This is a genomic window from Oceanobacillus sp. M65 (assembly GCF_052246275.1).
GTDB classification, from domain to species: Bacteria; Bacillota; Bacilli; order Bacillales; family Amphibacillaceae; genus Oceanobacillus_B; species Oceanobacillus_B jordanicus.
Genome location: NZ_JBQQCJ010000002.1, coordinates 616,171 through 636,451 on the forward strand (window position 1 = coordinate 616,171; position 20,281 = coordinate 636,451).

19 protein-coding genes are annotated in these 20,281 nt (G+C 38.4%); all 19 read right to left on the reverse strand.

Features of this window, described 5'->3' with window-relative positions; genetic code table 11:
• Positions 1-5: 5 nt before the first annotated feature.
• The 19 genes from nusA to ACTWPF_RS10820 all read right to left on the reverse strand — a co-directional run bounded on the left by nusA (position 6) and on the right by ACTWPF_RS10820 (position 20,279).
• Positions 6-1,103 carry a transcription termination factor NusA gene (gene nusA / locus ACTWPF_RS10730; RefSeq protein ID WP_106896684.1) on the reverse strand — a complete coding sequence of 366 codons (1,098 nt, stop codon included), beginning with the start codon at positions 1,101-1,103 and terminating at the stop codon, positions 6-8.
• Positions 1,104-1,118: 15 nt separating this feature from the next.
• Positions 1,119-1,589: a ribosome maturation factor RimP gene (gene rimP / locus ACTWPF_RS10735; protein ID WP_106896683.1), complete on the reverse strand. Its 471-nt coding sequence runs from the start codon at positions 1,587-1,589 to the stop codon at positions 1,119-1,121.
• Positions 1,590-1,889: 300 nt separating this feature from the next.
• Positions 1,890-2,741, reverse strand: a complete 852-nt coding sequence (locus ACTWPF_RS10740) for an STAS domain-containing protein (protein ID WP_238019224.1) — start codon at positions 2,739-2,741, stop codon at positions 1,890-1,892.
• A gap of 177 nt (positions 2,742-2,918) precedes the next feature.
• Positions 2,919-7,208 (reverse strand): PolC-type DNA polymerase III, encoded by a 4,290-nt coding sequence (locus tag ACTWPF_RS10745; protein ID WP_443149146.1) that lies wholly within the window; start codon positions 7,206-7,208, stop codon positions 2,919-2,921.
• A 283-nt stretch (positions 7,209-7,491) separates the two neighbouring features.
• Positions 7,492-8,763 carry an RIP metalloprotease RseP gene (rseP, locus tag ACTWPF_RS10750; RefSeq protein ID WP_443149147.1) on the reverse strand — a complete coding sequence of 424 codons (1,272 nt, stop codon included), beginning with the start codon at positions 8,761-8,763 and terminating at the stop codon, positions 7,492-7,494.
• Positions 8,764-8,876: 113 nt separating this feature from the next.
• On the reverse strand, positions 8,877-9,683 hold the full coding sequence (locus tag ACTWPF_RS10755; RefSeq protein ID WP_238019230.1) for a phosphatidate cytidylyltransferase: 807 nt from the start codon (positions 9,681-9,683) through the stop codon (positions 8,877-8,879).
• A gap of 14 nt (positions 9,684-9,697) precedes the next feature.
• A complete protein-coding gene (locus tag ACTWPF_RS10760; RefSeq protein WP_106896678.1) occupies positions 9,698-10,462 on the reverse strand; it encodes an isoprenyl transferase in 765 nt (254 codons plus the stop codon).
• Positions 10,463-10,873: 411 nt separating this feature from the next.
• Positions 10,874-11,422 carry a ribosome recycling factor gene (gene frr / locus ACTWPF_RS10765; protein ID WP_036573038.1) on the reverse strand — a complete coding sequence of 183 codons (549 nt, stop codon included), beginning with the start codon at positions 11,420-11,422 and terminating at the stop codon, positions 10,874-10,876.
• A gap of 2 nt (positions 11,423-11,424) precedes the next feature.
• Positions 11,425-12,147, reverse strand: a complete 723-nt coding sequence (gene pyrH / locus ACTWPF_RS10770; protein WP_106896677.1) for a UMP kinase — start codon at positions 12,145-12,147, stop codon at positions 11,425-11,427.
• 152 nt (positions 12,148-12,299) lie between these two features.
• Entirely contained in the window at positions 12,300-13,184 is an 885-nt protein-coding gene (tsf, locus tag ACTWPF_RS10775) for a translation elongation factor Ts (protein WP_106896676.1), read from the reverse strand.
• A gap of 101 nt (positions 13,185-13,285) precedes the next feature.
• On the reverse strand, positions 13,286-14,032 hold the full coding sequence (gene rpsB, locus ACTWPF_RS10780) for a 30S ribosomal protein S2 (protein WP_106896675.1): 747 nt from the start codon (positions 14,030-14,032) through the stop codon (positions 13,286-13,288).
• 179 nt (positions 14,033-14,211) lie between these two features.
• Positions 14,212-14,667: a DUF6115 domain-containing protein gene (locus ACTWPF_RS10785; RefSeq protein WP_106896674.1), complete on the reverse strand. Its 456-nt coding sequence runs from the start codon at positions 14,665-14,667 to the stop codon at positions 14,212-14,214.
• A gap of 19 nt (positions 14,668-14,686) precedes the next feature.
• Positions 14,687-14,983 carry a hypothetical protein gene (locus ACTWPF_RS10790; protein WP_106896673.1) on the reverse strand — a complete coding sequence of 99 codons (297 nt, stop codon included), beginning with the start codon at positions 14,981-14,983 and terminating at the stop codon, positions 14,687-14,689.
• A 34-nt stretch (positions 14,984-15,017) separates the two neighbouring features.
• A complete protein-coding gene (locus ACTWPF_RS10795; protein WP_106896672.1) occupies positions 15,018-16,391 on the reverse strand; it encodes a DUF342 domain-containing protein in 1,374 nt (457 codons plus the stop codon).
• A 316-nt stretch (positions 16,392-16,707) separates the two neighbouring features.
• Positions 16,708-17,487, reverse strand: a complete 780-nt coding sequence (locus ACTWPF_RS10800; RefSeq protein WP_106896671.1) for a FliA/WhiG family RNA polymerase sigma factor — start codon at positions 17,485-17,487, stop codon at positions 16,708-16,710.
• A gap of 42 nt (positions 17,488-17,529) precedes the next feature.
• A complete protein-coding gene (locus ACTWPF_RS10805) occupies positions 17,530-18,027 on the reverse strand; it encodes a chemotaxis protein CheD (RefSeq protein ID WP_106896670.1) in 498 nt (165 codons plus the stop codon).
• Positions 18,020-18,655, reverse strand: a complete 636-nt coding sequence (locus ACTWPF_RS10810; RefSeq protein WP_106896669.1) for a chemotaxis protein CheC — start codon at positions 18,653-18,655, stop codon at positions 18,020-18,022. Before ACTWPF_RS10810 ends, ACTWPF_RS10805 begins: the two co-directional genes overlap by 8 nt.
• A gap of 3 nt (positions 18,656-18,658) precedes the next feature.
• The gene (locus tag ACTWPF_RS10815; RefSeq protein ID WP_238019251.1) at positions 18,659-19,132 is read right to left on the reverse strand and encodes a chemotaxis protein CheW; all 474 of its coding nucleotides are present in this window, start codon (positions 19,130-19,132) and stop codon (positions 18,659-18,661) included.
• 94 nt (positions 19,133-19,226) lie between these two features.
• Entirely contained in the window at positions 19,227-20,279 is a 1,053-nt protein-coding gene (locus ACTWPF_RS10820; RefSeq protein WP_443149148.1) for a protein-glutamate methylesterase/protein-glutamine glutaminase, read from the reverse strand.
• Positions 20,280-20,281: the final 2 nt, after the last annotated feature.

The following is a 20,281-nucleotide window of genomic DNA, read 5'->3' on the forward strand; positions in this document are numbered from 1 at the left end:
GCCCCCTACTCGAACAAGTCTTCCTCAGTGTCTGGTAGAACCTCTTCCTGCTCTTTTAATAAGCCCTCTTCATTCGCCTCAGATTCACTCTTGATATCAATCTTCCAGCCAGTAAGCTTAGCTGCAAGACGAGCATTCTGACCACGTTTTCCAATAGCTAATGACAACTGGTAGTCCGGGACAATTACCGTGGTAGCTTTTTCTTCCTCATTAACAAGCACATCTACTACTTTCGAAGGGCTCAGCGCATTGGATACATATACTACCGGATCCTCTGACCACTCTACCACGTCGATTTTTTCACCTTTGAGCTCATTAACAATTGCTTGAACACGCTGTCCCTTTTGCCCAACACATGATCCTACTGGGTCTATTTCTGGGTCTGGTGCATGGACAGAGATTTTAGAACGATCCCCTGCTTCGCGGGCAACGGACTTAATTTCCACGATACCTTCATAAATTTCCGGTACTTCCATTTCAAACAGACGCTTTAAAAGGCCTGGATGAGACCTTGAAATATATATTTGCGGTCCCTTGCTCGTATTTTCTACTTTGGTTACAAATACTTTCAAACGGTCATGAACGTAGTATTCTTCTGTTGGCATTTGCTCTGCCTCAGCAAGCTTCGCCTCGATTTTACCAAGGTTTACATACACAAAGCGTGGATCTTTACGTTGAATAATCCCTGTCATTACATCCTCTTCGCGGTCAGCATACTCGGAAAAAATCACTCCACGTTCTGCTTCTCTAACACGTTGTGTTACGACTTGCTTTGCTGCCTGTGCTGCAATTCTACCAAAGTCTTTTGGTGTTACTTCAACTTCCACAACATCTTCAAGTTCGTAATTAGGGTCAACCTTTTTCGCTTCTTCAAGTGAAATCTCTTCTTGAATGTCTTCTACTTCCTCTACAACTACTTTTCTGGAGAAAACACCCATTTTACCCGTTGCTTCATTTAGTTCCACACGGACATTCGTTGCGGATTTAAAATTCTTTTTATATGCAGAGATCAAGGCTGCCTCCAATGCTTCTAGAAGAATACCCTTATCAATCCCTTTATCTTTTGCCAAATAATCAATCGCGTCAAACAACTGATTGCTCACGTTCTTTTCCCCCTTCTAAAACATTACAGCAAGACGTGCTTTTGCTATCTTATCGTATGGTAGTTCTACTTGTTTTTTTCTTGTTTTCACCTTGTACTCTATTGTTAAGAGATCGTTATCAAAGCTTTTTAGAATACCTTCATATTCTTTCTCGCCTTCAATCGGCTCGTAAAGTTTCACAAAGATATTGTTGTCAACATTATTTTTAAAGTCTTCTTGTGTCTTTAATGGCCGCTCCACCCCAGGGGAAGATACTTCTAGAAAATACGCTTCCTTTACTGGATCCGTATTATCCAATTTCTCACTTAATTCTTCGGAAACCTCACCACATTCCGTGATGTCTACACCGCCTGGTTTGTCGATATACACACGTAGAAACCAATTCTTTCCTTCTTTAACGTATTCAACATCAACAAGTTCCAGGTTTTTAGGTTCCAAAATCGGCCGCAATAATTCCTCTGTTGTTTTGATTACTTGAGAACTCAACATTCATCCTCCTTTATTCAGTTGTTTTGCTGCCTGTCAGCTAATTGCTGTCATTTCTGATAGTATGAACCATCATACTACTTTTCATTTGATCATACTGTAAATCAATAGAAAACCCCTGCCGAATTCTGTGGCAAGGGGGAGTTTACGCGAAGTTGAAAAGAAGTATGAAGAAAGAGTGGGCGTTTACCCACTCTTTTAACCGTTCGTATCAATACTTACCAAAAAATAGTATATCATAAAGGGAAACCTATTGCAAGATAGTGGGTACGTTAGTAATATAACCGTAATTGCTTCCTCTTAAACGAAAATTCTTTCGTCATTATCTTTATCGGAAAATAGCTCAAGAGCCTGTTGTAAATTCCCTGTTGTTTTTACTTTATCTCCAAAAGAAACATCAAACGCTACAATTTCTCTTACTATATCAGGTCGCAAGCCAGTAATAATTGTTTGACATCCCATCATCGATACACCATCAAGTAGTTTTAAGAAATGATGAATCGCTTCTTTGTCCATTTCTGCAATTCCTGAAAGGTCTAAAAGCAATTTCTCAACATGGTTCTTGCCAATTTCTACTAGAACTTTTTCTTCGATGATTCCTGCTCGATAAGTATCAATGGTGCCAATTAAAGGTAAAATGCTTATGTTATTGGAGATTGGGATAATTGGTACGGATAAGTTTTCGACGAGTTTCCGTTCCTTTTCCAGTAATTCATCCTTGTAATCAGAATAAGAGATAAAGAAGCCTTGAAAGAACTCGTCAATCAACTTATTAATTTTAATGACCATTTCATATGAATTCTCCGTAATTCTCTTCATATTATGTGCTTGCTCATATTCATACAAGAAGCTCCAAAAAGCTTTTCTTATAGCTTTAACCCATTCAAGTTTAAATGAAAGTGTAAGAGAAGTTTTTGCCCAGGCAACCCCCTCTTTTTTAGCGAAGTTTATCACATCTTGCTCCTGATTATTTACAATCATGAGAATCAGATTATAGGCATTATCCACCAAGTGAATGCCCCCAACAACCTTTATCTCCTCTAATTTTTCTATATCAATTGATGCTTCACTTAGTAATAGGGCTTCAAGTTCTTTTCTTTTTTCTATAATAAAACGCTCTAATTCATTTTTATCATTGAAAATATAACTCATACAGCTGCATCTCCTTCAAGTCTCGTATAGTATAAGCAATGTGTAAATTCATTGAATATTCTGTACTGATTATACCACAATCTCTGGCAACCACAAAAAAGAAATAGGCAGTAGCCTACTTCCTTTTTGTGGAAAGCACACAGATTACCTATCTGTAATTTCCCCATTTTTTAGTTATTAAAACAATGATAATTGATTTTTTTCTGCCATACCCTCAAGACAACCGTGGTTATCCAGATATTCTAGTACCGTTTTAGAAATTTTACTTCTTTCACGTAAATCTTCTTTTGAAAGGAATTCCCCTTCTTCCCTAGCTTTTACTATATTAAGAGCAGCGTTTGTACCTAAACCATCTACCGCGTTAAATGGCGGTAATAAGGAATCGCCATCGACAATAAACTCTGTTGCACTAGATTTATAAAGATCAACCTTATTCAAATGAAAACCTCGTTCACACATTTCCAATGATATCTCCAACACAGTTAGGAGACTTTTTTCTTTTGGCGGGGCATCATTTCCTTTTGCAGTAATAGAATCAATACGCTGTTTGATCGCAGCAGGTCCTTTGATCATCGTATCTAATTCAAAGTCGTCAGCTCTTACAGTAAAGTAAGCTGCATAAAAGAAGATTGGGTGATGAACTTTAAAGTAAGCAATTCGGACAGCCATTAGCACATAGGCTGCTGCGTGAGCCTTAGGGAACATGTATTTAATTTTTTTACATGAGTCAATATACCAATCTGGCACACCATGCTTTTTCATTTCTGTAATCCATTCATCTTGAAGTCCTTTTCCTTTTCGGACAAATTCCATGATTTTAAATGCCAAAGAAGCTTCCAAGCCTTTATGCATTAAATAAACCATGATATCGTCACGACAACCAATTACATCTGGGAGTTCACATATCCCATCATTAATCAGTTCTTGCGCATTACCCAACCAAACGTCTGTGCCGTGTGAAAGACCAGAAATAATAACAAGTTCAGCAAATGTGCTCGGTTTTGTATCCTCGAGCATCTGTCTAACAAATTTTGTCCCAAATTCCGGCACTCCTAACGTACCTGTTTTACAGTAGATTTGTTCCGGAGTAACACCTAACGATTCCGTACCTGAGAATATTTTCATGACATCAGGATCATCTGTCGGAATTGTTTTCGGGTCAATTCCACTTAAATCCTGGAGCATCCGTATTACTGTCGGATCATCATGCCCTAAAATATCAAGCTTAAGCAAATTATCATGAATAGAATGGAAATCAAAATGTGTTGTTCTCCACTCACTTTTACGATCATCTGCAGGGAACTGTATCGGTGTAAAGTCAAAGATTTCTTTATCATCTGGCACAACAATAATGCCACCAGGATGCTGACCAGTCGTACGTTTAACACCAGTTGTTCCCTGTACTAGCCTATCTACCTCAGCATTCTTATATACAAGTTGTTTATCAGAAGCGTAACCTTTGACATATCCATAAGCGGTTTTTTCCGCAATCGTTCCAATTGTACCTGCTCGGTAAACATTATCAACACCGAACAATTCTTTTGTGTAGTTGTGCGCTTGTGGTTGATATGCCCCTGAAAAATTCAAGTCAATATCAGGAACTTTATCCCCTTTAAAGCCAAGGAATGTCTCAAATGGAATGTCCTGTCCATCTTTTGTAAGGGGGATATTACAATGCGGACAATCCTTATCATCAAGATCAAATCCGCTTCCCACAGATCCATCTGTAATAAACTCATGGTGATGGCACTCTAAACAAACATAATGAGGTGGGAGTGGATTCACTTCTGTAATTTCCGTCATTGTCGCAACAAAGGAGGAGCCTACTGAACCACGAGAACCAACAAGATAGCCGTCATCGAGAGACTTTTTCACAAGCTTGTGGGAAATGAGGTAAATAACTGCAAACCCGTGCCCGATAATACTTTCCAACTCTTTCTCTAGTCGATCTGTAACAATTTGGGGTACTGGCTCGCCATATATTTTCTTTGCCCTGTTATAACAAAGGTCACGCATCTCCTGATCAGCACCTTCGATCGTAGGTGTGAAGAGACCATCTTTAACTGGCGAAATTTCTTCCAGCTCACCCGCTATTTTATTTGTGTTTTCAACGACTATTTCGTTTGCCTTTTCCTCACCAAGAAAGTGAAATGCCTTCATCATTTCAGTTGTAGTGCGAAAAGGTGTATCAGGTAATGTTTGACGGTTTAGCGGATTTCCTGCTTGAGCAGCTATTAAAATTTGTCGATAGACTTTATCGTGATCATCCAAATAATGGACATTCCCTGTAGCTACGACAGTTTTACCCAAACGGTCTCCCATCTCAACAAGTTTCTTTATTATATCTAGAATCTGGGCTTCATTTTGGACAAGATCTTTTTCTATTAAATGTGCATAGTTTGCAGGTGGCTGTACTTCAATGTAATCATAAAATTCTGCAACACTCTCCGCTTCTTCCGCAGATTTCTGCATCATCGTTTCAAAAACTTCCCCTTTATCACATGCAGATCCAAGGAGTAATCCCTCACGATATTTTTTCAAAAGCGATCTCGGTATACGAGGAACCCGGTAAAAATAGTCAATATGAGCATGGGAGACGAGTTTGTAGATATTCTTTAAACCTACTTCATTTTTTGCCATTATGGTGCAGTGAAAAGGTCGCGAGCGCTGGTAAGCATTGCCTTCTCCCATATGGTTATTCAAATGAAGATGATTTGCAATTTCTTTTTCCAAAAGCTTTTGCACTAACTTCCATAACAAATAGCCTGTGGCTTCGGCATCGTAAATTGCTCTATGGTGTTGAGTCAATTCAATATCTAAATGCTTACACAAGGTATTCAGACGATGGTTTTTAAGTTCTGGGAATAAAAATCTTGCAAGTTCTAACGTATCCATTACGGCATTCTGAGCTTTTGGATAATCTATTTTTTGCAAGCCTTGATTTAAAAAGCCCATATCGAAGCTTGCATTATGAGCAACCAAAATATCATTTCCCATCCACTTATGGAAATCTTGAAGAACACTAGATATTTCTGGTGCATCCTTTACCATGTCATCCGTAATCCCAGTCAAATCTGTGGTTGTTTGAGACAGGGGATGGTGAGGATTTGCAAAGGATTCAAATCTGTCGATAATTTCCCCATTGTGAACCTTTACTGCCGCGAGCTCGATGATGGAGTCATATACTGCAGACAAACCTGTCGTCTCCACGTCGAATACAATATAATTGGCACTTGCAAGGTCAACATCTTGTTCGTTATAGGCAATTGGAACCCCGTCATCTACGAGATTTGCTTCAACACCATACAAAACTTTTATACCATGTTTCTGACCAGCAGCATGGGCATCAGGGAAGCCTTGAACACCTGCATGATCGGTAATGGCCACTGCTTTATGTCCCCACTTCGCAGCCTGGGCAATTAAGTTACCTGGTGATACAACTGCATCCATTTGACTCATCGTGCTATGTGCATGCAGCTCTACCCTTCTACTATCTTCGGGGGCCTCATCCATACGAATCGCTACTTTTATCTCTTGAATGTCATTTGCCATCATGGCAAGCTCGTTGGTGTACATATCCGTTTGAATGCTACCACGCGCCTTGACCCACATTCCTTTTTTTACTGTATCGAATTTATCAGCATCCTCATCACCTTTTGAGAACATTTTAATTTGTAAGGAATCTGTGTAATCTGTTGCTTTAATAATGAGTAGACTTCTACCAGAGCGAAGCTTGCGTATATCAACATCAAAAATATAGCCCTGAATGGTTACACGTCGTTCTTCATCCTGGATTTCCTGCATTTGAAGAGGTTCATCCTGTATCTTATAACCTAAAGTTAGTGGACGGTTGTCCTGCTGTATTTTCTGGGTATCTCTTTTCTCTTTTTCCTGGACAGTCTTAAGAACAAGCTTCTGATCCTCTAAAGCTTTTTGCTCTTTAAATTTTTTCAATGCAGCTTCTTCGGCTTTAACTTCCGTTTCGATGGGATAATAACGTATACCAGCCTTTAAGCAAAACTCTTTAAAATCTTGGTCAAGGCGTTTTTTTAGCGCAGAACCTTCTGCTTCGTTTCTTACAGTTAACATAATCTTATTATTGTTAACTTGGGGTATTTGTTCATGAATTAGATCCTTATACGCAGGAGATATGTCTGTTTTGCTACCAACAAACTGTTTCCAGTATCCCGTAATTGTCTCTTCATCACAGTTGTTGTCTCCCGTTAAAATGGTTAATTCTGTTGTAGCTACATGTTCAAAAGTATCGTTTAATTTACCAACCAAGAGTTGATAAACCTGCAATGGCAGAACACGTTCAACAAAAATATGAAAATGCCATTTTTTTGTTTTCTTATATATTTCAAGTTTTTCTAGATAACTTTCATTAAAAAAGGCTTCTACATCTTCTACAGCTATTTGCAGCTGTTTTAAGAGTAAACGCAATTTTTCTTTTTTTGTTAAGTCCATCGTATATCCCCCTGTTACAGCTGTGCTTCATTTTTACTCCTGAACATATTTTACCAAAAAACCGTGGTAAAATCAGCGAGAACCTTTGTCAATTTAAAGACAAAGGTTCTCTCCTTTTGTTATATTAGTATTTGTTTTATAAAATAATTAGAATGTATTTTACTACGTTCAAGGTAAACTCCATTTAGTAATCATATAACCTTCGAAAGTTTTCCGTGAGCAGCTGGTGAGCTTCATTGCACGAAACACTGCAGGGAGTCACCTATGATTAGTAAATTTACATTTATAAAAATAGTCGTTGAATATCGTTCCAGGTTACGACGATCATTAGTAGCATAAGTAGTGCGAAACCGACGAAGTGAAAGATACCTTCTTTTTCAGGAGCAATTGGTTTGCCTCGGATCGCTTCAATTCCTACAAATAGTAGTCGACCCCCATCAAGTGCTGGAAGTGGAACGAGGTTAACTATACCAAGATTAATACTTAGGATTGCTGTCCATAGAAGGAAATTCATGAAACCAGTTTGAACTACCTGATCTGTAGCATCATAAATTCCAACAGGTCCAGATAGCATGTCAATGGAAACCTGCCCTGTAACGAGCATAGCAAGATTCGTTAAGATTAATTTTGTTGTGTCATACGTTTGGGTGATACCATATTTTAGTGTACCAAGTACTGATTTTTCATAGGCCAGGTTTACACCTAATTGGCCAATTGTTTCTTGACCATCTATTCCCTCAACTTTTACTGCATTAGGCGTTACAGTTAGTGGTAGCTGTTCACCATTACGTTCTATGACAATATCCAGTTCCTGTCCCGGATTTTCTCTAACAATTGTTGTAAACTCGTCCCAAGAGGATACCGACGTATCTCCTATTTGGACCACTTCATCATTCTCTTGTAGTCCTGCTGTTTCAGCTGGGCTATCTTCGAGAATTTTACCCATTTTTGCTTCATCAACAGGTGCCCCTTGGATGAGACCAAGAATGAAGAAAATTACCATTGCCAAAATAAAGTTCATCATAGGGCCAGCAAACAATTGCATTGCCCGTTTTCCAATACTCTTAGAAGCAAATTGGCGGTCGTATGGGGCAATTTGTGTCTCTTTTTCTTCCATAACAAAGAATGCTTTACGGTCTACTTCAAAGTGTAGTTTTTCATCATGCTCATCTGGCTCATAACCCTCGATAACCAAACGGTGATCCAAGTCTGCGTGTTCTATCTCGACAATCCTCGCATGGGGATGCTTAGACTTATTATCCACGATAATACGGTTTACTTTTCCTTGCTCGTTAAATTCAAGTCCAACATGGTAGCCTGGTTTTAAATCAATTATCTCTGGGTCTTCTCCTGCTACACGCACATAACCGCCAACCGGTAATAGACGTATTGTATATACTGTCTCATTGCGGGTAAAGGCAAAGATCTTTGGACCGAAACCAATAGCAAATTCTCGTGCCAACATGCCAGCACGTTTTGCAAATATGAGGTGGCCCCATTCATGTATAAATACGAGTAGCCCAAACATGAAGATAAATGCGATAACTGTGTTCAATAAAAACACCTTCCTTTAACCCGATATCAATAGATGATATTCAGGAGATTGCCATTATTTTGTATGGATGACTTTTTTAGTATACGATGGCCGAGTCATAAATATTTCTAAAATTATACAAAGCCTATGAAATGCAAGACTGGTAAAACAAATAACATACTGTCAAAACGATCTAAGATACCGCCATGACCAGGCAGTATGTCACCCGAGTCTTTTACACCATAATGCCGCTTGAACGCGGATTCTACAAGATCCCCAATTTGACCAAAAATAGAGGCTAGTACTGTTACCAGTACCATTACTAACATAGAATGATGTTGAATTGGACTAAATACATGGAATATAACTGCCACAATACATGCGAGTATTACACCACCAATAGCCCCTTCGACTGTCTTATTCGGACTGATCTTTGGCCAAAGTTTTTTCTTTCCAAATGCTCGTCCGAAAAAATATGCTCCTGTATCTGTTGCCCAAATAACAAGAAACACATACACAATCGTAGCCAGCCCATCATCTATATAATTTCTTGTTTCAATAAGGAACGAGAAACCCATTCCTACATAAATAGTCGAAAGTAAAATAAAACCTGCATGGTCGAAAGAAAATCTATTCTTTACAAGCACTGTGTAGGATAATAAAAGCAATACGACTAACATAATAACATCTGATTTATGGAAAAATGCTTCTGGTATCGAGATAAAATCAAATCCAGCAGAAGGAAGCATGAGCATCCAAAGTAATAGTATTCCCAACGCTGAAGATACAGAATACTTTCCAATTTCCCTCATTCGCATCAGCTCAATTAAGCCTATTGTAGCCATGATATATACAAGTATTTCGAATGGTAATCCACCAAAGATTACAAATGGGACAAAGATTATAAGTGCGACAATTGCTGTCAGTATTCTTTGTTTCATAACGCTATAATCACCTAAATTCCTCCGTAGCGGCGCTTACGCTGCTGATATTCATGCAGTGCTTCAACGAAAACATCCTCGCTAAAGTCAGGCCACAGCACGTCAGTAAACCAAAATTCTGTATAGGCCAATTGCCAAAGCAGAAAGTTACTCAACCTTTGCTCTCCACTTGTACGGATTAATAAATCCGGGTCGCTTAATCCTTCTGTATACAAATAATTGGAGAAAGCTTTTTCATCCAACGAATCAAGCGTAATCTTCGAGCAATCGATATCTGTCATGATTTGCTTAATAGCCTGCATGATTTCATACCTACTACCATAATTTAATGCAAAATTTAATAATAATCCATTATTATTCTTTGTTTTATCCTTTGCATACTGTACTGCTTTCTTTGTATGGGCTGGGAGTGCATCGAAATCTCCAATTGTTTCTATTCGTACATTTTTCTCCATTAATTCTGGAAGGTAAATATGTAAGAATTCCTTTGGTAGTTTCATTAAAAAATCTATTTCTGATTTCGGTCTTTTCCAGTTTTCTGTGGAAAACGCATATAATGTGAGAACTTTAACGTTATAGTTACTCGCAGCGCGTACAACTTTCATTACTGCATTTACGCCTTCCTTATGCCCCGCAATTCGTGGGAGTGACCGTTTTTTGGCCCACCTGCCATTCCCATCCATTATGATTGCAACATGGTTTGGAATATTTTCTATATCCTTATGTTCTTTATGATCATCTGTTTGTTTCGATTTGAAAAAAGGAAGTTTCATTGACATCTTATGTCCTCCGAATGCAATTGATTATCCATACCCTCACGCACATAATATATGTGTATGCGTGAATCAATACATTCTATTCAGTATAGGTGGTATGAATTATCATTATATCATTAAAAGCCAAGAGAATTATATCGGAATAAAGGAATACGTTATGTAATTTTTAAATTGAATCCTTCATTCTAATTCATCTCATACATCTTTTAGTTTTTTTTATAATTCTTTTCTATTTGTTTACTGGTATTCATTTACCTACTAGTAAACCTCCCTCCCCTTCACTATATCATGATTTAAACAGATATGATACGGGGACTACTTCTAGATATGATCCAGCATAACAGTTGGAAGAAAAGAAAAGCCCCCTTATAAGAAGAGGGCTATTACAACTTATTGAACAGAAAAGGGTATGAGTTAAACTTCCGTAATTTCTTTCTCTTTATCCTTTGCAAGTTGATCAATACGAGCAATGTGCTGGTCTGTTTCTTTTTGTACATCATCCTGTGCAGCTCGCACATCATCTTCAGTTAGATCATCTGACTTTTTCAGTTGATCATTCGCATCTCTGCGGATATTGCGAATTTGAACACGAGACTCTTCCGCATATTTTCCAACAACTTTAATTAAGTCTTTACGGCGTTCTTCCGTCAAAGCAGGAATATTAATACGAATCACATTTCCATCATTAGATGGGGATAATCCTAAATCTGCTTTTTGGATTGCTCTTTCTACTTCTTGGATCGCTGATTTATCATATGGTGTAATAACAAGCAATCTAGCTTCTGGTGCATTAACTGAAGCGAGTTGATTTAATGGAGTGGAAGCACCATAGTAATCGACATAAACGTTATCCAGAATCCCTGGATTCGCTCTACCTGCACGGACAGTAGCCAAACTTTTTGAAAAAGCCTGTACTGCCTGTGACATTTTATCCTTCATATCTTTCATAATTGACTCTGACATTTTTATTTCCCCCTTATTGTTGTACCAATGTTTTCACCTTGGACAACGCGTTTTATGTTGCCTTCTTCTGTGATTGAGAAGACAATTAGTGGAATATCATTATCCATACAAAGAGTTGAAGCAGTTGAATCCATTACACCTAAGCCTTCATTTAGCATTTCCATATAGGACAGTTGCTCATACTTCTTAGCATTTTTATTTATTTTTGGATCATCCGTGTAGACACCGTCAACATTATTTTTGGCCATTAGAATTACTTCTGCCTCGATTTCCGCAGCTCGTAACGCGGCTGTTGTGTCTGTAGAGAAATACGGGTTACCAGTACCGGCCGCAAAGATCACAACTCGCTTCTTCTCTAAATGGCGAATAGCTTTTCTTCTTATGTACGGCTCTGCAACTTGACGCATTTCAATGGAAGTCTGTACTCTTGTTGGAATACCAATGTTTTCCAATCCGTCTTGCAATGCCAGTGAGTTCATGATGGTAGCAAGCATCCCCATGTAGTCTGCTGTTGCCCGATCCATTCCCATTTCACTGCCGACTTTTCCTCGCCAAATGTTTCCACCGCCAACAACGATCGCTATTTCTACATCTAGTGCTGAAATTTCTTTAACTTGTTCGGCGACTGATTTTATTATCTTTGGTTCAAGGCCATAACCCTGTTCTCCACTTAAAGCTTCTCCGCTTAACTTTAGTACAATTCTTCGGTAACGAGCTGTTGTCATAATAACCTCCATGAATAAATAAGATTTTTTAGGGTTTCTACCACTAATAGGTCTTTGTTTGCTTTTTTGTTGCACATATAAACAACAGAAGCAAAAGAAGAGTAAAGTAATTTGGAGAAATAGGGAACAACGAGTGCTCCCTATGTGGTTTATTATTTTTTAATTTGGCTCATTACTTCATCAGCAAAGTTTTCTTCGCGTTTTTCCATTCCTTCTCCAACTTCATAACGGATGAAAGTTTGAACAGTAGCACCTTTATCAGCTACAATTTTCTTCACTTTTTGGTCTGGATCTTTAACGAAGCTTTGTTCTAAAAGACAAATTTCTTCAAAGAATTTACCAAGACGACCTTCTACCATTTTTTCAACGATATTAGCAGGTTTTCCTTCGTTTAACGCTTGTGTTTTTAATACTTCGCGCTCATGATTTACTTCTTCTTCAGATACTGCATCACGAGATACATAACGAGGGTTAACTGCAGCTACGTGCATAGCAACATCTTTTGCAAGATCTTCGTCTGTTGTACCTTCAAGTAAAGCAAGTACACCAATACGTCCACCCATGTGTAGGTATGAACCAAATGCATCATTATCTGTTTTGGTTAGAACTGTAAAACGACGTAGAGAGATTTTTTCTCCAATTGTAGCAACAGTAGAGTTGATATATGTTTCTACTGTATCGCCATTTCCGTGAAGTTCTTGTTGAAGTGCTTCTTCAACAGTTTCTGGCTTCTGGTTAACAATATGTTTACCAAGATCTGCTAACAAATTTTTGAACTGATCATTTTTTGTAACGAAATCTGTTTCACAGTTTACTTCAAGTAGTACAGCACTATTATCTACAACTTCAATGTAAGTAGATCCTTCTGCAGCAATACGATCTGCTTTTTTAGCAGCTTTAGAGATACCTTTCTCACGAAGATAGTCTACCGCTTTATCAATATCGCCTTCAGTTTCTTGAAGTGCTTTTTTACAATCCATCATTCCTGCACCTGTTTTTTCGCGTAGTTCTTTAACCATTTTTGCAGTAATTGCCATTATAATTCCTCCTTGTATTAAGTCATTTTCTAAGTTTTTTGCTTTAAAAAAGGGCGATAAAAGGCTCTTATCCTCTTATCACCCTCACCTTTTACTTGAATTTACTCTTGATTTGATTCAGCAGCAGTCACTGCTTCTTCTTCAGCCTGCACTTCTTCTGTTTCTTCGCCTTGTTTCACTTCCAAAATAGCATCTGCCATTTTAGATGTCAAAAGTTTTACTGCACGAATAGCATCATCGTTTGCAGGGATTACATAATCGATTTCGTCTGGATCACAGTTAGTATCAACGATTCCGATAATCGGAATGTTTAACTTGTGAGCTTCTGCGATAGCGATGCGCTCTTTACGTGGGTCGATAACGAACAATGCATCTGGCAATTTAGTCATTTCTTTAATTCCACCAAGGAATTTTACTAGACGTTCTTTTTCTTTTAAAAGGTTTACTACTTCTTTTTTAGGTAGTACTTCAAAAGTACCATCTTCTTCCATACGCTCAATGTCTTTAAGACGGTTGATACGTTTACGGATTGTTTGGAAGTTAGTAAGTGTTCCACCCAACCAGCGCTGGTTTACATAAAACATACCAGAACGAGTTGCTTCGTCACGGACAGAGTCCTGTGCTTGTTTTTTTGTACCAACGAAAAGTACAGTCCCGCCATTTGACGCGATTTCCTTCACGTAATTGTACGCTTCATCAACCTTTTTAACTGTTTTTTGTAGGTCAATGATGTAGATGCCGTTACGCTCTGTAAAGATGTATTTTTTCATCTTTGGATTCCAACGGCGAGTCTGATGTCCGAAATGTACACCAGCTTCAAGTAGTTGCTTCATAGAAATTGCTGACATAATATCTTCCTCCTAAGGTTTTATTCCTCCGTTCAGGTCATCTTTATATAGAGACTGTTATACAGCACCCACTATACAAATCACGGAACGTGCGTGTTTTCGTACCTCGTTCATTAATATATGAACATAGTATTTACACCAAAAGTTAATATATCATACCGTTCGCCTCTAAGCAAGTATTATTCACCATTTTTTGCATACAATTTTATAATAAGCTCAACTTCTGTCTTGCCGCAGTCCAATTGCTTTGCAATTTCGGTATTGCTTTTTCCCCTATGGTGCAATTGGAGTATCCTACTTTGCAAGGATGCTTCCACTTGATCTTCCTCAATTGGGGCTGGTGGAGTATACGATGAATTCTCTTGTTCACTGTAATCATAGTTTGCTTGAGAACGAACGGGTTCATAAGCAACTCCCTTAGGTACAGAAGTTGCCATATCTTCTTCGCTACTTATTGCTTCCTGTAATCGATCATTTTCCTCTTTTACTTCTTGAAGGTATGTTTCCAATAATGTGACTAACTCTTCTGTTTGTGTATCAGACTTTGGCTGGGATCTTTGCTTAAAAAGCTGAAATATAATAGTGAGTGTCACGATATGTAATAAAAAACTAATAATCAGTAAAAAAGATTCCATATAATTATAATTCTCCCTACTATCCGTTGAAATCTATCCTCTTTCCTAAAAAAGGGTGGTCATTTTTGTTTATAGATTGCTGTTCCTGCTCTTTCTCATTCTGTTCGGAGCTATTAGTACGTTTGTCTTCCTTTTTAATTTTCTCCGTGGTTTCAGACCTAGTCACCTGTTTTCGCTTTTCCAGTTGTTGTTTTAACTGCACTCCAGCTAAGGACTCTTGAAAATGCTGGTTCTGTTTCATTTGTTGTTCTTGCATTTTACCTGCATCCTGTGTTCTTGGCAAGGCTACCTGCATTTCTATAGAACGCCAACTCATAACCACACTTCCCTTTTTGGGAGCAATCCCTGAATTAGCTGAATAATGGATGTGTTACGATTTCGTTCTTGTTCATCTCTAATCTTACATAATGCGAATCTGACTTGATCGCTTTTTTATATTTCCCAAAAGCAATCCTGACGTTACGGTAAAGATTTTGCCTAACAGTAATGGAGGCCGTTTGTTCATTTCCTAGTGTGACTTTAACCATTTTAAGACTTTCCGTGACGGTGGCAAGTTCATTACAAGCTTTTTCATAAAGATTGCGCTGCCTTAGTTTTGTAATGCGTAATTTTGCCTCGCTTGTTGTAAGAGATGTGTTTTCCATCCTTTTACCCAGTATAGAGAGTTTCGCTATCTCATCTTCTAATTCCTTCTTTTTTCTAACTAATACTTGCTCTTTTTCCAAAGCTAGCTTGTTTATACCAAGGGAAATCTCTGTTTTTATAAGTAGTCTGTTGCCAACATCCATCGCTTCCACAAATTTACCCGCAGATACACTGCCACCAATAATATTACCTTTTTGGCAATAGACCTTTTCACCTGCTGAACAAGTACTGTGAAGAATGGAGTTCTCTACAAAAATATCCTTTTCTGCCACCACGCTGCCCTGATTAATATACCCAACTCTGACTGTTTCTCCTGCTACTACGGAACCTTCCTTCTGACCTGCAAGTCCTTCTGCAATATAAACTGTCCCACCTGCAATGATGGTGGCCGCTTCCACTAGACCATAAATTTTGATGTCTGCTGTAGCCTTAACCGAAAACCCTGAGGGGACATCTCCATGAATAATAATGGTCCCAACAAAGTCAAGGTTGCCGTATTTCATAGAAAGTGTCTCATGCACTTCATAGACTGGATAAACATGTAACGTATTACCCATTATGCTCAGTTGCCCTTCCGCTTCCGCATAGAAAGATTGGTCTTCCTGATGAAACACCACGTTTTTACCTGGTTTTAATAAAGCCGTCTTACCTGGCTTGGCTCTTATTTTCTTGTTGAAAATGTTAATTCCATCTTCCTCATTTGTAGGTGGTTTTAATGTAGCAAGCTTCTGTCCAGTTGTTGCGGCAGGAATCCGCATAATATTGCGGAAATTTGCGTTGGAATCGCGATCTATTTCCGTAGTAAAGTTAGAATGATAGACAATTTCCCCGTCTATTCCATTTATTGCTGGCTTACCTTCTGCAATCGTAATAGGAAAAGAAAGATCCTCTTTGGCTATAAGTTGTTGAAAATAAGTTTGGTTAAGTCCATAGTGAATTTGCTTCTCTTTCATAAAGGTAATTAAGATTTCCTCATCTACCTTTAATTCCCTGTACATCTCCCTATCAAGACAATCCAATTCAGCAGATAAGCCATCCTTCTCTAAAACGACTTGAAAGCATTCTCTTAATTGTTTCATCACTTCTTCTCCTTATCCTGTTTTTAAAGAACGTGTTCAAAAGGAGGATATAAAGACCGAGGTCGGCTAAAACCACAACGTCCTATTGCAACGCCGACACTAACACGTCCTATGCGTCGAAGTTCAAGGCTGCGTAGCTTTGAGTACCGGGCTTACACAGGATGTGTTGACTTCTGTGTTGTCCACAGGACGTGGACGGTTTTAACAGAAGTTCAGTAGTACCGATGTGTCATTTATACCGGACTTTCTGAACAACCTTTTAAAGCATAAGTGTTAAACTTCGACTCAGGCATATAGATGTAAGAAGAATGGTTTGTTAGTTGACAGCCTGGATTTTTTTGAGCGTACTTCTTAATTTGACGATAGACTTTTTATGAATCTGTGAGATACGGGAAGTAGTCAGGCCGAGTACCTGGCCAATTTCCGTTAAAGACAACTCATCTTGATAAAACAAACTGATCACCATTTGTTCATTTTCATTTAAACTGCTAATACCTTGTGCTAGTTCTTTCTTTAATTCATTTGAAAGAACATTGAGCTCAGGTAAAACCGTTGTTTCATCAGGTACAGCATAGCCGATTCCCTCTTTTAATTCACTTCTTCCATCTTTTGGTTTTTCTTCGATGGATAGGACATTCGCAAATAATGAATCATTTAAGATGGTTTCCACTTCTTTCACTCCCAGTCCAGCCTTTTCAGCTATCTCTTCCATTGTCGGCATGCGTTGGAGTGCTTGTTCAAGTGAATGGGTTAGCTGCTCCAGTTTTTTCGTTTTTTCACGTAATGATCTAGGAAGCCAGTCTTCTCTTCTCAACCCATCCATAATTGCTCCTCTGATACGGAAGGATGCATATGTATCAAACTTAAGATCTCGAGCTGGTTCGAACTTTTTAAGGGCATCATATAATCCGAGCAATCCAAAACTCTTAACATCATCCCTATTTACACTACTCGGCAAATGACTGGAGATTCGATCAGTATGGTAGCTTACAAGATACATATATGTTTGAATGAGTTCATTTGCAGCATCGTTATCCTTTCGGGTCTGCCAATCATGCCACAACTTTTGTTCATGAGAAGACTTGTTCACCGTCATCTTTAACTCCTCCCTCTCTATTATTAAACCAACTAGCTTCAATTAAATCTGTTGTTCCTCTTTACTAGCTTTTTTTATTTTCAATTTACTTGTTTCAGGATTAAACTCTATTGTTCTCCCCACGTTACCACCCGTATCGGCTGCGATAACAGGAATGTGCAAATCTTGTAAAATAGCTAAAACTGCTTCAGAATTTCGTGGGCCAATTCGCATAATGTCAGAATTAGAAGTGAAGTGAAACATTTGTGCCCCACCAGCCAGTTTTGCTTTTAATGCATACTTTCTAGCACCCTCGTCAATTAATTTATTAACTAGGATCGGGATGGCAGTATCTGCATATTTATAAACATTTAGCTCAGCCTGTTTTGCCAAATTAGAATCTGGTAGAAGGACGTGGGAGAGTCCTGCTATCCGCTTAACATCATCATAAATTACTACACCTACACATGATCCAAGTCCAGATGTCCTGATAACACCTGGTGCTCTTACCATATTTAAATCTGCTATACCAACTTTCACTATAGAGTTAACCTCAATCATATTCCGTAATTCCTAATGCATGAAATAACTTAGTGAGTGAAGCTGGATCAGGTATTAGCAAGAAATTCCCCTGAACACCTTTTTGCTCTTCTTGTTCATTAATCTTGGTATCAATGATGATGGCATAATCTGAGACCTGCGATAACTCTAATAACCCTACTGTCAAAATAGCACCGGCCATATCAACACTTAAATAAGGTACAGATGGCTGCATATTGATACTAGTAAAATCAGACAACGCGGATAAATAAGAACCAGTCAAAATATTACCCGCTTCCTGCAATGCAGAGATAGCAAACTCGTTGGCTGACTCCCCGAGTAAGTTCCCTTCATTACCAGGTACTATTTCATTAATCAAGAATTCCGCCTCTTCAATAGATAATATAAAATACACTGTCCCAGGTGCTTCTCCCTTTATTCGGAAAAACACTGCAGCAATTAGTTCATCAGGCCCTCCAATTAATTCCATTACTTCATCAAAACTTACCACCTTAACTGAAGGGACTTGCATATCAATTTTCTTATTAAGTAATTTTGCCATGGAGGTTGCTGCATTTCCTGCTCCAATATTACCTATTTCTCGAAGCACATCTTTTTGTACGTTGGTTAGGTTTGTAAAGTCGTTCATTTGTTAAGACCCTTCCACTCCATGTAATTCCTTCATTTGATCAACCGTTAAAACCTTCTCAAGATCAAGAAGAATGAACAATCGATCTTCCATTTTTACAACACCTTCTATATAGTCTACATCTACAGTTCCAATTACTTCAGGTGGTGGCTCGATTGCCTCTTCAGAAATATCCATTACATCATTGGCAGCATCTACGATCAAACCGACTTCCATGTCTTCCAAATTAATAATAATAATTCTAGTAGATTCATTGTATTCTGTTGCTTCGAGATTAAATCTGACGCGCAAGTCAATGACTGGTGTTACAACTCCTCGCAGATTTATCACACCTTTAACAAAGTCAGCAGTTTGAGGCACTCTAGTAATCGGGAGCACCCTTTCTATTGCCCCTACTTGCTGTACTGATACTGCATACTCTTCATTTTGCAATTGAAATATAATAACTTTTCTATTAAGTGAAGTTCCTGTTTCCATTTTTCACGCCTCCGATTTGCTTTTTATATTTTGATAATAAACCTAATTGGCAATTCTAAAAATACTTTTCGACTATGAAACAGTCTATATACTCTTATACGTTCACCAGATTTTCAAGCGTATCAGCAACCTGGTTTAATGCCACAATGTGATTAACACAGTTCGTCTTAACCGCAGATTTTGGCATTCCATAAATAACGGCTGTCTTTTCGGATTCCGCTATGGTTATTGTAGAAGTATCTTTCGTTTTCATCCTCTTAATTCCGTTAGATCCATCGCTTCCCATTCCCGTTAAAATAACGGCAATTTTGTTTGTTTGATCTAAGTCACCTACAGATTCAAACAACACATCAACAGAAGGCCTATGCCCGTTAACTGGTTCTTTTTGAGATAATTCCACAACCATCGTTATTCCACGTTTTTTAACATGCATATGGTAATTGCCAGGAGCAATATATGCTGTCCCATCCTCAAGGACTTCACCATGAACTGCCTCTTTGACATGAACTGCTGACATTGAATTCAGACGCTCTGCAAGAGACTTGGTAAAGCCAGGAGGCATATGCTGAACAATCAAAATCGGTGCTGAAAAATCAGCCGGTAGACAAGGTATTACTTGTTGCAAAGCGCGTGGCCCTCCCGTTGACGTACCAATGGTTACAATCGTTCGGCTATATGTCTGTTTCCCGTTTTGGACAGGAATGTCAGTAGATTGTATCGTAGACTCTTCAGGTTTTTCCGTAATAGATACACCAGACGCTGCTATTACTTTACTAATAATTTCTTGTGTTATCTGACCATTCTCTATCGATAAATTTCCTGAAGGCTTCGTTATAAAATCAACTGCTCCATTAGAAATTGCCTGTAAGGTTTTGTCTGCCCCCTCTGCAGTAGCGCTCGATAACATTACAACAGGAACAGGGCATTCACCCATAATGTACTGAAGTGCTGTAATACCATCCATTACAGGCATATGAATATCCAATGTTACAACATCTGGTGACAACTTTTTTATTTTCCTAATCCCGTCCTCACCATTACGGGCTGTAGCAATTACTTGAATACGTTGGTCTGATTCCAGCATATCCTTAATAACCTTACGCATAAATGCAGAATCATCAATTACCAGCACACGAATAGATTTCATAA

Excerpts from the sequence above, each read along its gene's own strand:
- ACTWPF_RS10810 (WP_106896669.1), bottom strand. The coding sequence starts at position 18,655 with ATGAACGACTTTACAAACCTAACCAACGTACAAAAAGATGTGCTTCGA.
- ACTWPF_RS10755 (WP_238019230.1), bottom strand. The coding sequence starts at position 9,683 with ATGAAACAAAGAATACTGACAGCAATTGTCGCACTTATAATCTTTGTC.
- ACTWPF_RS10745 (WP_443149146.1), bottom strand. The coding sequence starts at position 7,208 with ATGGACTTAACAAAAAAAGAAAAATTGCGTTTACTCTTAAAACAGCTG.
- tsf (WP_106896676.1), bottom strand. The coding sequence starts at position 13,184 with ATGGCAATTACTGCAAAAATGGTTAAAGAACTACGCGAAAAAACAGGT.
- ACTWPF_RS10790 (WP_106896673.1), bottom strand. The coding sequence starts at position 14,983 with ATGAGTTGGCGTTCTATAGAAATGCAGGTAGCCTTGCCAAGAACACAG.
- ACTWPF_RS10795 (WP_106896672.1), bottom strand. The coding sequence starts at position 16,391 with ATGAAACAATTAAGAGAATGCTTTCAAGTCGTTTTAGAGAAGGATGGC.
- ACTWPF_RS10820 (WP_443149148.1), bottom strand. The coding sequence starts at position 20,279 with ATGAAATCTATTCGTGTGCTGGTAATTGATGATTCTGCATTTATGCGT.
- ACTWPF_RS10760 (WP_106896678.1), bottom strand. The coding sequence starts at position 10,462 with ATGTCAATGAAACTTCCTTTTTTCAAATCGAAACAAACAGATGATCAT.
- ACTWPF_RS10785 (WP_106896674.1), bottom strand. The coding sequence starts at position 14,667 with ATGGAATCTTTTTTACTGATTATTAGTTTTTTATTACATATCGTGACA.
- rpsB (WP_106896675.1), bottom strand. The coding sequence starts at position 14,032 with ATGTCAGCAATTTCTATGAAGCAACTACTTGAAGCTGGTGTACATTTC.
- pyrH (WP_106896677.1), bottom strand. The coding sequence starts at position 12,147 with ATGACAACAGCTCGTTACCGAAGAATTGTACTAAAGTTAAGCGGAGAA.
- ACTWPF_RS10815 (WP_238019251.1), bottom strand. The coding sequence starts at position 19,132 with ATGGAAACAGGAACTTCACTTAATAGAAAAGTTATTATATTTCAATTG.
- frr (WP_036573038.1), bottom strand. The coding sequence starts at position 11,422 with ATGTCAGAGTCAATTATGAAAGATATGAAGGATAAAATGTCACAGGCA.
- ACTWPF_RS10800 (WP_106896671.1), bottom strand. The coding sequence starts at position 17,487 with ATGACGGTGAACAAGTCTTCTCATGAACAAAAGTTGTGGCATGATTGG.
- ACTWPF_RS10740 (WP_238019224.1), bottom strand. The coding sequence starts at position 2,741 with ATGAGTTATATTTTCAATGATAAAAATGAATTAGAGCGTTTTATTATA.
- ACTWPF_RS10805 (WP_106896670.1), bottom strand. The coding sequence starts at position 18,027 with ATGATTGAGGTTAACTCTATAGTGAAAGTTGGTATAGCAGATTTAAAT.